12 protein-coding genes and 1 pseudogene are annotated in these 12,894 nt (G+C 63.9%); 9 read left to right on the top strand and 4 right to left on the bottom strand.

Features of this window, described 5'->3' with window-relative positions; genetic code table 11:
- Positions 1 to 10: 10 nt before the first annotated feature.
- Together bcsS and AC1Z3O_RS31940 are read right to left on the bottom strand one after the other, a co-directional pair.
- A complete protein-coding gene (gene bcsS / locus AC1Z3O_RS31945) occupies positions 11 to 736 on the bottom strand; it encodes a cellulose biosynthesis protein BcsS (RefSeq protein WP_483520879.1) in 726 nt (241 codons plus the stop codon).
- 8 nt (positions 737 to 744) lie between these two features.
- Complete coding sequence (locus AC1Z3O_RS31940; protein WP_483520877.1) at positions 745 to 2,961, bottom strand: glycosyltransferase; 2,217 nt, start codon at positions 2,959 to 2,961, stop codon at positions 745 to 747.
- Positions 2,962 to 3,635: 674 nt separating this feature from the next.
- Between AC1Z3O_RS31940 and AC1Z3O_RS31935 the strand changes: the two genes are divergently transcribed.
- The 4 genes from AC1Z3O_RS31935 to AC1Z3O_RS31920 all read left to right on the top strand — a co-directional run bounded on the left by AC1Z3O_RS31935 (position 3,636) and on the right by AC1Z3O_RS31920 (position 6,795).
- On the top strand, positions 3,636 to 4,235 hold the full coding sequence (locus tag AC1Z3O_RS31935) for a TetR/AcrR family transcriptional regulator (RefSeq protein ID WP_483520875.1): 600 nt from the start codon (positions 3,636 to 3,638) through the stop codon (positions 4,233 to 4,235).
- A gap of 73 nt (positions 4,236 to 4,308) precedes the next feature.
- Positions 4,309 to 5,499, top strand: a complete 1,191-nt coding sequence (locus tag AC1Z3O_RS31930; RefSeq protein ID WP_483520873.1) for an NAD(P)/FAD-dependent oxidoreductase — start codon at positions 4,309 to 4,311, stop codon at positions 5,497 to 5,499.
- 43 nt (positions 5,500 to 5,542) lie between these two features.
- Positions 5,543 to 5,983 carry a helical membrane plugin domain-containing protein gene (locus AC1Z3O_RS31925; protein WP_483520872.1) on the top strand — a complete coding sequence of 147 codons (441 nt, stop codon included), beginning with the start codon at positions 5,543 to 5,545 and terminating at the stop codon, positions 5,981 to 5,983.
- 422 nt (positions 5,984 to 6,405) lie between these two features.
- Positions 6,406 to 6,795 (top strand): copper resistance protein CopQ, encoded by a 390-nt coding sequence (locus AC1Z3O_RS31920; protein ID WP_483520870.1) that lies wholly within the window; start codon positions 6,406 to 6,408, stop codon positions 6,793 to 6,795.
- A gap of 310 nt (positions 6,796 to 7,105) precedes the next feature.
- On the opposite strand, the gene AC1Z3O_RS31915 is transcribed toward AC1Z3O_RS31920, so the two are convergent.
- Complete coding sequence (locus AC1Z3O_RS31915) at positions 7,106 to 8,215, bottom strand: porin (RefSeq protein WP_483520868.1); 1,110 nt, start codon at positions 8,213 to 8,215, stop codon at positions 7,106 to 7,108.
- A 552-nt stretch (positions 8,216 to 8,767) separates the two neighbouring features.
- The gene (hcaR, locus tag AC1Z3O_RS31910; RefSeq protein WP_483520866.1) at positions 8,768 to 9,673 is read right to left on the bottom strand and encodes a DNA-binding transcriptional regulator HcaR; all 906 of its coding nucleotides are present in this window, start codon (positions 9,671 to 9,673) and stop codon (positions 8,768 to 8,770) included.
- A gap of 109 nt (positions 9,674 to 9,782) precedes the next feature.
- On the opposite strand from hcaR, the gene hcaE reads away from it, so the two are divergent.
- The 5 genes and pseudogenes from hcaE (at position 9,783) to hcaB (ending at position 12,891) form a co-directional block, all read left to right on the top strand.
- Complete coding sequence (gene hcaE / locus AC1Z3O_RS31905; protein WP_483520864.1) at positions 9,783 to 11,141, top strand: 3-phenylpropionate/cinnamic acid dioxygenase subunit alpha; 1,359 nt, start codon at positions 9,783 to 9,785, stop codon at positions 11,139 to 11,141.
- 5 nt (positions 11,142 to 11,146) lie between these two features.
- A pseudogene (locus tag AC1Z3O_RS31900) lies at positions 11,147 to 11,362 on the top strand (aromatic-ring-hydroxylating dioxygenase subunit beta); the annotation flags it as partial.
- 97 nt (positions 11,363 to 11,459) lie between these two features.
- The gene (locus AC1Z3O_RS31895) at positions 11,460 to 11,729 is read left to right on the top strand and encodes an aromatic-ring-hydroxylating dioxygenase subunit beta (RefSeq protein ID WP_483520862.1); all 270 of its coding nucleotides are present in this window, start codon (positions 11,460 to 11,462) and stop codon (positions 11,727 to 11,729) included.
- A gap of 2 nt (positions 11,730 to 11,731) precedes the next feature.
- The gene (gene hcaC / locus AC1Z3O_RS31890) at positions 11,732 to 12,052 is read left to right on the top strand and encodes a 3-phenylpropionate/cinnamic acid dioxygenase ferredoxin subunit (protein ID WP_483520860.1); all 321 of its coding nucleotides are present in this window, start codon (positions 11,732 to 11,734) and stop codon (positions 12,050 to 12,052) included.
- Positions 12,049 to 12,891 carry a 3-phenylpropionate-dihydrodiol/cinnamic acid-dihydrodiol dehydrogenase gene (hcaB, locus tag AC1Z3O_RS31885; protein ID WP_483520858.1) on the top strand — a complete coding sequence of 281 codons (843 nt, stop codon included), beginning with the start codon at positions 12,049 to 12,051 and terminating at the stop codon, positions 12,889 to 12,891. The genes hcaC and hcaB overlap by 4 nt, the downstream gene beginning before the upstream one ends.
- The last annotated feature ends 3 nt before the right edge of the window (positions 12,892 to 12,894 follow it).

The raw sequence follows: 12,894 nt of genomic DNA, 5'->3' as shown, positions 1-12,894 counted from the left end.
GGGACCTCCCCTAGAAGGCCTTGCTCAGCTCAAAGCCGCCATAGAACGACCGCGCTTGCCCGCTGGTCTTCTTGACGCCTGAGTAGAAGCCCAGCGCAAGCGTCTCGGTGATCTTGATGTCAGTCAGAACGATTCCCCCTTGAACCGCCCGGTAGTCCGGATCGCCGTGCCCGATCGCCTCCACCCCCGCCGAGACACGTCCGGCGAAGCGGCGCAGCAGCCGGCCTCGCGCCCAGAAAGACGCGGGGCCGATCGTGTACGTGCCGATACCGTTGAACGTCCAGTCCGGGGCAAAGTGCCAATCCCCCTGAAGCGCCAGCACCAGCCCCAGCTTGTGCTCCGCGGCACGCACATTGGCCCCGGCTGGGGTCACGTCGTTATTGCGATAGTGCAGGCCGGCGGACGCCTCGATCCAGCCGATCTCGGAGGCTGATTTTATCCCCATGGCCGCCTCGGCCGCCTGCCCCCTGACCACGACATCGGTGCCGCCGGTGGTGTAGCCGTACTGATAGTCGCTCAGCACCAGCCTCTGCGTAAGATAGGAGACCGGGAGAAAAGCGGTGGCCAGTCCGAGATACTCGTACCGTTCCCCGCGCTCCGCAAAGGAGGCGCCCGCAAACAGCAGCGGTGGCGCCTTTGCCTGCTCCGCACCGATCGCCGGCATGCTGCTTGCCGCCAGCGCCATGATGGCGAGCCGCCAGAGGGGTCCGACACGAGCGGGGGCATGGCTGTGCATGGGCAATCCTAGGGTGCTTGCGATGGCGCCGCTGACTCGACGTGGTAAAGATGGATCGCGCCTGTCGGCGTTTCCAGCCTCCCGGCCGGACTCAGGCTGACACGCTGCTCGGCTCGACGCCCGGCGATTCGCTGCCGCAAGACCGTTTCCTTGTGCATATCGAATGCGGTCCCGCTTGCGATCATCGAGAGTGCATGGCCGCTGTGCCCTTTCTCGTAGGCGACCGCGATCGGTACGGCGCCTCCGTTCAACGGCTGCGCGACCAGGCCGGGCTCCCAGATGTGCTCGCTGGCGGGCAGCCTGATATCGCGGCGCAGCGCGCTGGCCAGCCGCGTCAGCGGCGGTGGCTGCGTTTCCCTGAGCCTCCCCATTTCGAACTGGAGGCTGCTGCCGAACAGGAAGGTATCCAGCGTTCGTCGCGCCTCCGGGGAAGCCCACCGCAGATGCAGTTCGATCAGTGATTCATCCTGTCCCGCCCCCTCGCACCGGGGGGTGAAAGTAGCGCTGGCATTGCAGCGGACGATGGCGTTGGGGAGATGCACTTCAACCTCCACGCTGGTCTCATGCGGCAGCGCCGGCACGATTTCGCCGCGGTACAGTGCGCTGCTCGCCGACAGGTCGACCGTGAGGCCGAAGAACGACTGATTCTGCATGGTGAGCGTGAGCGGAATGCGCAATGGAAAGCGATATTCAGCGCCGGGCTTCCTCGCCACGAGAATGCTGAAGCGGGCAAGCAGGATGGCGGTGCAGACCGTCATGGTGGCAAAGCCGATCGAGATCACGCCGGGCGCGGTAGGAAGCTGGCCTTGCACGATCCGCACCACGCCGATCGGAATGCTGGCGAAGTTCAGGGCACCGATTGCCAGGGTCGGCGCAAGCCAGAGCCACGTCCTGCCGTGCCTCGAGCTGTCCTTGCTGGTCACGGAAAATGCCACCTGTCTGCGGAACAGCCCCGTGATGGTCAGCATGAAGGCAAAGAAGCGCGCCATGCTGTATTGCTCGTTGAGGGCGAACGAGACATAGCCTCTGCCCAGTTCGAGAAAGGTCAGCAGGGAAGCCAGATAGTAAGCGCCGAACAGTGCGAAGGTCTTCCAGCTGAAATCGACGATCGGCAGCGCGCACAGGATCAGGACGATGGGCGGCGTCATGAAGAACACCAGCTTCTGCCATCCTTCGAAGTAGATGAGCATGGAAGCCAGGTAATTCAGCCGCTGCGCAAACGTCAGTCCGGGCACGAAGGCTACGCCTTCCCGTCTCAGCACCTGCATCGCGCCGGTGCCCCAACGTATCCGTTGGCTGAGATACGTCTCGAGATTATGCGGGGCCAGCCCGAACGCGAGCGATTCGGCATGGTAGACCGAGCGGAACCCCTTCTTGTGAAGCTTGATGGACGTGTGGATATCCTCGGTCACGGTGTCGGCGGCGAATCCTCCGATTGCATCGAGGGAGGATCTGCGCAGCAACACGCAACTGCCGCAAAGGAAGCATGCGTTCCACCAATCCTTGCCGCGCTGGATGATCCTGTAGAAGACCGATTGCTCGCCCCAGACTGTGGTTCCGGCAACACGATGGCTGAAGGAATCAATGTTGTAGAAGTCCTGCGGCGTCTGCACGAAGGCAACCTTGGGGTCACGGAAATAGCCGAGCGTCTTCGACAGGAAGTCCTTCCTGGGAGCATGGTCTGTATCGAAGATGGCAATGAACTCGCCCTGGCTGAACTGCAGCGCGTGATTGAGATTGCCGGCCTTGCCGTGCGTGTTGACTGCGCGTGCCAGGTATTCGCAATCGAGTTCGGCCGCCAGCCTGCGCATTTCATCGCGGTTGCCGTCATCCAGAAGCCACGTCACATGCGGGTATTGAATGTTCTTGGCGGCAAGCAGTGTCCTGCGCACAAGATCGGCCGACTCGTTGTAGGTGGGAATGAAGACGTCGACCGCGACGCCCTGCAAGGGCGGCGGCGCTTCGCGAACGCTCAGGCGAAACGTCATCAACACATAAAGCAGGCCATTGGCGAAGCCGAAGAGCTCGGCGCCATAGAGGACCAGCGAGAAGACTGTTTCGTCCCAGTTGAGGGTATTGATCCGCCAAGCGAAGTACAGGACTCCGCTGACGATGTAGATGGCGACAAGCGTGCGCAGCAGGGGCGTCGCCCCTTCAGCGCCACAGTCCTGCCGGAAATGTGGGGCATCCTTTGCCCTCGGTGTCTCTGGCCCCGCGTCCGTCACACGTCCTTCCTCCAGAAGCTCCCCGGGTCAAGCGGTTGCGCAAGCGACGATGACGGCGCGCTGGTTCTGTACGTTTGTTCTCAAGAAGTAGTTCAGCGAATCCGGGAGCGTCAAGGAGAAAGTCGGAGACGGCCATGACATGTGCGCGGCGGGTCCTGCTGAGGAGATATGCAGGGCTGGCTTGGGCACCGGGAATCTCATCGGCCGTCACTTGGGAACGCGCACGGATTCAACAGGCAGAGGATAAAGAGTTGCGTGTCGATGCTGGGGCGTCCAATGTGGGCTACAGCACGTAGGCAGAGACATGACTCGGCGTTCTGCCGGCAAAGCATCCGGTAGGAGTTGCCGAGCGCGGGCAACGACAAGAGGTTGGCGTGAGTCCCGAGCTGGCGAAGGTGCTGAAGCGCTCGCGCCGTCCGCTGGAGGGCATGCTGACCTGCTTGCGCTGGCATGTGACCAATCCGGTGAGCCTGCATCATCTCGAAGACAGGATGGCCGAGCGCATCGCGGTTTCTTTGCACGCGAGATGCGCACCCGATGCCTCGAGGCCGATGCCTCTCCCTCCAGCGTCCCGCGGACGGAGGCCAACCCGTCACCCGGGGAAAACCCGGGAGCGGCTAGCGCACCCCTCCAAAGAAAAGTAGAATGAAGCTTCATTTCATTTTTCTTCGCCCATGCAACACGAGGCTTGGACCTTCTTCCCGCACTCCGGATCGCGCCATGTGCAGACCCTGCGCGTGGCGCTGCGGCTGTTCGTCGAGCGTGGCTTCTTCAACACCGCGATCCAGGACCTGTGTGCGGACGCCGGTGTATCGATCGGTTTCTTCTACAACCACTTCGCTGACAAGGAAGGCATCGCCCGCGAGCTGTATCGGCATCTGCTGGCGCGCATGAACATGCTGCTCGACGACATCGAAGAGTGCCACGCGACGAGCCGGGAGCGCTGCGAGGCTGTGCTGCACATGTTGTTCGGACTGGCGGAAGCCGAGCCCGAGGCGATGAGCTTCGTCGTCAATGCCCGCCACCGCGAATTTCTCCCCGAAGAGCAGGCCATCTGCTCGGCCTCGGCCTTCGTGCGCATGCGCGGCTTCGTCTTTGCAGGCATGGCCGACGGCGAGTTCCGCCAGATGGACCCGATGGTGGCGGCAAGCCTGATGTACGGCAGCGCCATCCGCATGATCTGCCTGCGCCTGGACGGCCTGATCGATTCGCCCCTGGAAAAGTCCTTTGATGAGCTTTGGGCCGGCGTGTGGCGCTCGCTGGCGCCCGAGTGACGTTTTTCCCCCGCACAGGCGCCCCCGCATGCGCCGATCGTTGTTTCACAAGAAGGAAAAAGGAGAAGCACTGATGGCGCATCGCATTTTGATCATCGGAGGCGGCATTGGCGGAACCATGACCGCCAACCACCTGGTCACCAAGCTGTATCCGGAGATACTGGCCGGCAAGGTCCAGATCACCATGCTGTCGAACTCGCCCTGGCACTACTACAAGCCGGCGTTCATGTACGTGGCGTTCAATTCGTTCTTCCGCGACGAGCTGCGGCGCAAGCAACGCAGCCTGCTGCGGCCCGAGATCGACTTCCAGGTCGAGGAGGTAGAGACTTTCGACTTTCCGGGCCAGGCCGTACGCTGCAAGAGCGGAAAGCGCTTCGGCTATGACCACCTCGTGATCTCCACCGGATGCGTGCCTTCCCCCGAGCGCATCGAGGGGCTGGCCGAGGCGGGCGATCATTTCTATCAGCACGCCCCCGCGCGCCAGCTGGCCGACAAGCTCGCGCGCATCGAGAAGGGGCGCGTCTTCGTCACCGTCACCTTTCCCAAGACGCCAAACGTTCCGCACCAATGCGGCATCGCCCCCATCGAGACCACGCTGATGCTTGACGACCTGCTCCGCAAGCGCGGCGTGCGGGACAAGGTGGAAATCGTCTACACCTATCCCACGGTGTCGCAGCTGCTGCGCAACTGCCTCTTTCTGCAGAAGGACACCTGCGAGATCCTGCCGGCGGTGTTCGAGCAACGCGGCATCAAGTTCCAGCGCGGCTTCACGCTGGCGCGTGTCGACCCCGATGCCAAGGTGGCCTATTCCGAAGAGGGCCGCTCGGAGAACTTCGACATCCTCATGGCCACGCCGCCGATCCGCGCCGTGCCCGCCGTGCGCAATAGTGGCATCTCGCAAGCGCAGGATGGCGAAGGCTGGCTGCCGACCGACCACGAGACCATGCAGGTCCTTGGCATGAGTCATGTCTATGTGCTCGGCGACACCGTGGACCTGCCGGTGAGCAAGGCCGGCGGCTCCTGCCACAGCCAGTCGCCGGTGGTCGTCAACAACATCGCCTCGCAGATCCGCTTCGGCCGCACCTGCGATGCCTATGAAGGACGCGTAGTGGCCATTGCGCAGATGGGGCTCGAAGACGGCATGCCCCTCTGGTACGACTACAAGGAGGACGTCAAGCCCACGCCGCCGAACAAGATCGGCGGCATGATGCGCAAAGGCTTCAACCGGGGCGTGTACTGGGCAGTGGCCCGCTCGCTCATCTGAGCCTCATCGCTTGGACAGCGTGGACAAGCACAAGGAGAATCGAATGAATATCGCTTCCGACATGGCCGCGGCCGAACAGGCCACGCAGTCTGCGGCCGCGGGCCTGCTGCACGACGATGCGGCGCTGCAAGGACTGGCCGAACTGATGGCCAAGCTGGAGCCGCTGCTGGCCGGACGCCGCCTCAACCGCGTGGTCGACCTGTTGTCCGTCGTGGCCGACGTGGTGGACATGAGCGACGCCTACATGGTGGAGAAGGTGGCCAGGGCCTTCGAGGATGGCATGGGCGCCGCCTGGGCGGCCGGCAATGCCGCGCGCGTGGCCAGCGCGAAGATGGAGAAAATGGAGGAGACGCCAACGCTCATCGGCATGCTGCGCATGATGCGGGAGCCCGAGGTGCGGCGCGGCATGACATTCATGCTGGCCATGGCCGGCGCGCTGGGGCGCCAGCACGCGTACGATCCGATCGACTACACGGCAGACTGAGCGGCGGACTGAGGCCCCGGAACTCCCTGAGCCCCGGGGCCGGGCGTCCGGCAGGTCCGGGAGCGCCTGACGGGGCGGGTGCGGCGCCATCGCGCTTGGCTTAGCAGCAAGCCGAGCGCCCAGCGCCGCATGCCGCCGCACGCTCCTTCGATCGACCGGAATGCCGGATTCAGCAAGCCTACCGGATGCTTGCTGCGACAGAACCCACGAGCGTGCTGTGCACCGCGAAGTGTGCACCAGCAAGAGGCATGGCATCGCCCGGCAAGGCCGCCTGCCATGGCCTTGAAAAAAGCGACTTGAAATCATGCTTTTAATTCGCTTTTCGAATCACATGATGAGGCATAAGCTGACGACATCGGATACGGCATCGCGACCCAACGTGGATCAGATGAGGCGGTATCCCATCATCGAAAGGACTCATCATGAATACCCAGCGCTTTGTTTCAGTGGCCGTCGCCGCGGCCCTCGCCGCCGCGTTCGCCGCTGGTAGCGCTCAGGCTTCGGGCCCGAAGGACAGCCCGGCTTCCGCTGACCGCTACGGCTATGTGTTCCGCAGCGTCGACGCCCAACGAGATGCCTTCACCGATGGCGCCCGCATCGAGCAGCGCAATCCTTTCACCGACGGCGCCAAGGTGGTAGTGCGCGGTTCGCTGGTCGCGGGTATGGACCGCACTGGCGTCTCGGCTCCCCCGGCGCACGCCGGCACGCGCGACCCCTACACGGATGGTGCGCGCGCCGGCACGCGTGACCCGTACACGGACGGCGCGCGCAGCGGCAAGGTTGACGTCTTCACCGAGGGCGCGCTCGCGTGATCGGGTCGACCGGCCAGGCGCCGCACGTTGTCGTCTACAAGCAAGTCACCTGAGCCAGACGCCGCCGATTTCACAGTTCTTCATCGTGCCTCCTTAAGGCGCTTCATGCCCGCACGTCATGCGTCGTGCGGGCATTTTTTTCGAGGCCGGGATCAACCCTGGCGGGGCCGCCGGTTGCCGGCAGGGTGGAGTGCGCAAGGGCTGCCGACCAGGTAGATATGCCGCACCAGGACCAGGCCGACTGCCCGGCCCCGGACCGTCCAGGTCCGGGATTGCAGCCTGCACGAGAAGCTGCCTGTGCGCCGACGGCTCAGAAGCGCGTGCGCAGCCCCACGCCTGCCCCCGTCCGGCTGCGCGTGCCTCCGAAGGTGCCCGTGGGGCTGTTGGGATCCGTGATCGCGCCGCCGGAGAGCCTGCTGTAGTCGACCTCGAGATAGACATCCGTGCGCTTGGACAGGCTGTAGGTGGCCACGCCATAGACGGTTTGCATCAGCCCCGATACTCCCGGCTGCACTCCTGTTACGTTGTCCCGCATATAAGCCGCGGTGAGCTTGAGCGCGCCGGTGGCCTGGTAGGAGACACCGACGGTTCCGTACTTGTCGCGCCGCTCGGCCGTCTGCGTCCCCTTGCCCAGGGCAGTGTTGGCATTGCCGCCGATGCTGGTATTGGCCAGCGGTGCGCCGGTGCCGCTGGCGCCGATGGCGAAGCCAGCCTGGCGCCAGGAGTCGAGGTAATAGCCATGCAGCGTGAAGCGGCCGACCGCATAGCGCGCGCCGGCGACCCACAAGCGCATCGCATTGCCATTGGCATCCTTCGACTGCTGGGCGACGGCACCCGTGTGGAGCGAGGCAACGTCATAAGTGAGTGCCAGTTGCGTGGTGGTGCCGTTGGCCATGTGGCCCACACTCTCGCCGATGGAATACTGCGCCTCGATGCCGAGGCCGCCCCATTTCTTGCTGTAGTCGATGGTGTTGTCGTACCGCAGGCCCGTCAACGCCGTCTGCCAGCTCAGCTCCGAATAGTTGCCGATGCTGATGGGGTCGACACTGGTGACGAACAGATAGGACGCGCCCATCTGCCGGCCGAGCTTGATCGTCCCCAAGCTATCGTTGGCCAGCCCCAGCCATGCCTGGCGCCCGAACAACTGTCCCTGCTGTCCTGAACGCCCGGTGTTCGGGCTGAAGCCGCTTTCAAGCGTGAACAGGGCCTTGCTCCCCGCACCCAGGTCTTCCACGCCGCGCAGCCCCCAGCGGGCGTTGTTGAAAGCGCCATCCTGCAGGCCGATCAGTGTCTGCGGGCCATTGCTGGTGCCTTGGTGGTTGGTATAGCGGAGGCTCGTGTCGATGACGCCATACAGGGTGACGCCCGACTGGGCCAGTGCGCCGCAGGAAAGCAAAGACAGGCCTGCCAGCGGAATCATGCCGGTTCTCAAAATCCTCTTCCTTCGTGTGGAAAAATAAAATCTTCTGCGCTGAGTGCGGGGTGGGGAGGCAAGTCTCAGGGCATGCTTTCATATCCGCTCCCGTCATGGCTCTTGCGCGGCCAGTGGTCGGGAATGGAGCGGATGATCGCGCTATCGTTTTCTTATTCGAGGCGCCGGGGACGCCAAGGGAATCAACGGTCTTCAGCCGGTGCGGGCCTCCTGGCGATGGAGGCATCCGGGCTTGTCGCGCCGTTTTCTGGAGCGCTAGTGTAAGGAATTCATGATTTTTATGTCATGAGAAAAACGATTTGGATTTATTCCGTTTTTTCCTTGTCGTTTGACGTTCCCCGCGAGAATCCGCTTTATTTGAAACCGGAGAATTTCGGCGCGATGTTCTGAGCGGGGATGCAGGGAGAAGAGCGCCGGGAGCGGCAAGCAGCGTTGGCGGCCATGCAGAAGAGGGATGCAGGCGACCTGATGGACCTGGGGCGGACAGCCGGGAAAGGCCAACCGCCCAAGCTGGCCCATCCTTGGATCTTCAAGCTGGCTTCAATCGTTTCTTTCGATGCGGGAATCTGCGAAGTGTTCGCGCACGATTGCCAGGAGCCCCGCAAGTTCAGCCGGATGCGGCTCATCGCGCGACACCATCAGCAGATCGACATGAGGCGCCTCGCCGGCAAGAGGGCGGGCACAAATCGAGCTGTTGGTCAGCGAGGCCGCGTACTCGGGCAATAGCGCATAGCCCAGACCCATGCCGACCAGGTTCAGGTTGAGCAGGATATTGGTGGCGACCTGAACGACGTTTTGCTCGATCTTGTGTCGCGTGAAATATTCCTCCACCGCCGTATACACCTGGCCCGAGTAATTGGGATGGGTACTGATGAACGGCACGCCGCTCAGCTCGTGCGGCGCAATCTGATCCAGTCGCGCCAGTGGATGGTTGACCGGCAGCAAGGCGATCAGCGGTTCGACGAGAACCACTTCCTTGACCAAGGCCGGCGAGCGTACCGGATTGCGCATGAAGGCGACGTCGACGTCGCCGTGCAGCAGCGCCTGTTCGAGCTCTTCCGTCGGCAGGCTGCGCAGCTTGACGCTGGTCTCGGGAAACATCAGCCGCCAGCGAGGCAGGATTTCCGGGAAGACCCCGATCTCGGCCGCGGGCACGAACCCGATCGTGATCGTTGTCGCCGCATCGCGTGCGGCCTGGCGGGCCCGGGAGATGGCGCGATCGGACTGGACGATGATCAGCCGAGCCTCGGCCAGAAAGACTTTCCCGGCCTCTGTCAGCTCCACCTTGCGGCTTGTCCGCTCCAGCAATGGTGTGCCGATTTCGTCCTCCAGGTTGCGGATCTGCTGGCTCAGCGAGGGCTGTGCGGTGTGCAGCCGCTGCGCCGCACGGGTGAAGTTCAGCTCTTCGGCAACTGCGACAAAGTAGCGCAGATGTCTGAGTTCCATAGGTTCTACGTCTAGGTCTAAACAAACAAAGTATTTCACATCGCGCGCGCTGGCAACGATTATTTGCGCAAATTCCCCATCGGGACTCACCCCCAAAACAGGAGACACCATGTCCGCAGACATCGATTTCGATGCCTTGGTGGACGCGCGCACCGGCCGCGTCGCCTCGTCCATCTATACCGATCCCGCCCTCTACGAACTGGAGCTCGAGCGCATCTTCGGGCGCTGCTGGCTGTTCCTCGCCCATACCAGCCAGATTCCGAAGGCAGGTGATTTCTTCAACACGTATATGGGTGAGGACCCCGTGATCGTGGTCCGCCAGAAGGACGGCTCGATCAAGGCTTTCCTGAACCAATGCCGCCACCGCTCGATGCGTGTGAGCTTTGCCGATTGCGGCAATACGCGTGCATTCACCTGCCCGTACCACGGCTGGTCCTATGGTGTCGACGGCTCGCTCGTCGACGTGCCGCTCGAGAACCGCGCCTATCCGCAAGGGCTGTGCAAGCACCAGCTCGGCCTGCAGGAAGTCGCGCGTGTCGCCGAGTACAAAGGCCTGGTCTTCGGTAACTGGGATGCGAGCGCGCCCGACCTCGAAACCTATATGGGCGATATCGCCTGGTACCTCGACGGCGTGCTCGACCGCCGCGAAGGCGGCACCGAGGTGATCGGCGGCGTGCAGAAGTGGGTGATCGACTGCAACTGGAAGTTCCCCGCCGAACAGTTCGCGAGCGACCAGTACCACGCCCTGTTCTCGCACGCCTCGGCCGTGCAGGTGCTCGGGGCAAAGGAGGGCGACGCAGGCAAGGCGCTCGGCGCGGGCCAGACGGCACGTCCCGTGTGGGAGACCGCCAAGGACGCGCTGCAGTATGGCCAGGCGGGCCATGGCAGCGGTTTCTTCTTCACCGAGCAGCCCGATGCGAACGTGTGGGTGGATGGCGAAGTCTCGCAGTACTTCCGCGAAACCTATGACGAAGCGAAGCAGCGACTGGGTGAAGTGCGCGCGTTGCGCCTGGCGGGCCACAACACCATGTTCCCCACGCTGTCCTGGCTCAACGGTACCGCGACGCTGCGTGTGTGGCACCCCCGCGGCCCCAACCAGGTCGAGGTGTGGGCATTCTGCATTGCCGACCGCGACGCCTCGCCGGAAGTGAAGGCCGCATTCGAGCGCAGCGCGACGCGCGCCTTCGGCGCCGCTGGCTTCCTCGAGCAGGACGACTCGGAAAACTGGGTGGAAATCCAGAAGGTGCTGCGCGGCAAGCGCGCGCGCCAGACCAAGCTCATCGTCGAGATGGGGCTCGGCAACGAGCGCGTGCGCGATGACGGCATTCCCGGCATCACCAACTACATCTTCTCCGAGACGGCGGCGCGCGGCCTGTACCGGCGCTGGGCGGACCTCCTCGCGTCTGAAACGTGGGACGAGGTCAATGAGCGTACGCAGCGCTACGAGCGCGAGCTGCTGGGGGAGTGAACGAGATGCCGACGAATACCGCAATCCAGGAAGTCGCGCAGGCAGCCCCGCAGGAAGCACAGCACGCAGCCGCACCGGTCTCGGTTGAACTGCATCATGAGATATCGCAGTTCCTGTATCACGAGGCGGAACTGCTCGACGATTGGCAGTTCCGCCCTTGGCTGGAACTGCTCTCGCAGGACATCGCTTACACGATGCGCACGACGGTGAATGCGCAGACGCGGGACCGTCGGCGCAGCGTGCAGCCGCCGACGACCTGGATCTTCAATGATTCGTGGGGGCAGTCTCGAGCGCCGTGTCGCCCGCCTCGAGACGGGCATGGCGTGGGCCGAGGAGCCGCCCTCGCGCACGCGCCACCTGGTGACGAACGTTCGCGCGAAGCCGGCCGAAGCCGCCGGCGAGTACGACGTCCGCGTGAACTACCTGCTGCATCGCGCGCAGAAGGAACGGGACCTGACGATCTACGTCGGCACGCGCTTCGACCGCTTGCGCCGCGCCGACGTCGGCGCGGGCTGGCAGATCTGCCGCCGCGACATCGTGCTCGACGAAGTCGTCATGTCTTCCCACAACCTTAGCGTGTTCTTCTGATCATGACCCGACTCTTTGTGTGCCAGGACGATAAGCTGTCCGACGGCGAAGCGATCAAGGTGGATGGCCCGAGCGGGGCGATCGCCGTATTCAAGGTGAATGGCGAGCTCTTTTCGCTGTCGGACCGTTGCAGTCACGGTAACGCGTCGATGTCCGAAGGCTACGTCGAGGACGACGCCACCGTCGAGTGCCCGCTCCACGCGGCGCGCTTCTGCCTGAAGACCGGTGCCGCGCTGTGCCAGCCGGCGACCGATCCGCTCAAGACCTTCCCCGTGCAGCTGGTGGATGGCGCCATCTACGTCGACGTGCCGGAGGCCGCATGATGACGGTCGCGGCAACGGCACAGCGCGCGGGCTGGCTGCAGGGCGAAGTCGCGCTGATCACGGGCGGCGGTTCCGGCCTCGGGCTCGCAATCGTCGAGCGATTCCTGGCCGAAGGCGCGAACGTCGGCGTGCTCGAGCGCTCGCCGGAGAAGGTCGCGGCGCTGCGCGAGCGCTTCGGCGATGACGTCGTCGCCATCGAAGGCGATGTACGTTCGTATGCGGACAACGAACGCGCGGTTGCGCAAACCGTCTCGCGCTTCGGCAAGCTCGACACGTTCGTCGGCAACGCGGCAGTCTGGGATCACGCGGCGAGCCTGATGGACTTGTCCGGGGAGCAGCTCGACCGCGGCTTCGACGAACTGTTTGCGGTCAACGTGAAGGGCTATCTGCTCGGCGCGAAGGCTGCCGCGCCGGCGCTTGTCGCCAGCGAAGGCAGCATCATCTTCACCCTGTCGAACTCCTCGTTCTATCCCGGTGGTGGCGGCCCGCTGTACACCGCGAGCAAGCACGCGGCCACCGGACTGATCCGGGAGCTGGCCTATGAACTCGCGCCGAAGGTGCGCGTGAACGGGGTTGGCCCGTGCGGGATGGCGAGCGACCTGCGCGGTCCGGCATCGCTCGGGCAGGAGGACAAGCGCATCATGGATTCGCGCTCGCCCGAGGCGATCGCCGGCATCCTGCCACTGCAGTTCTTCCCCCAGGCGGCCGATTTCACCGGCCCCTTCGTGCTGCTCGCATCGCGCGCGAACAACCGCACGCTGAGCGGCGTGATGATCAATGCCGACGCGGGCCTGGGCATCCGCGGCATCCGGCACGTGGCCGGCGGGCTGCACCTGTAAGCC

This window comes from Cupriavidus sp. 09_S30, assembly GCF_056930435.1.
This window is presented reverse-complemented; position numbering and strand designations above follow the sequence as displayed.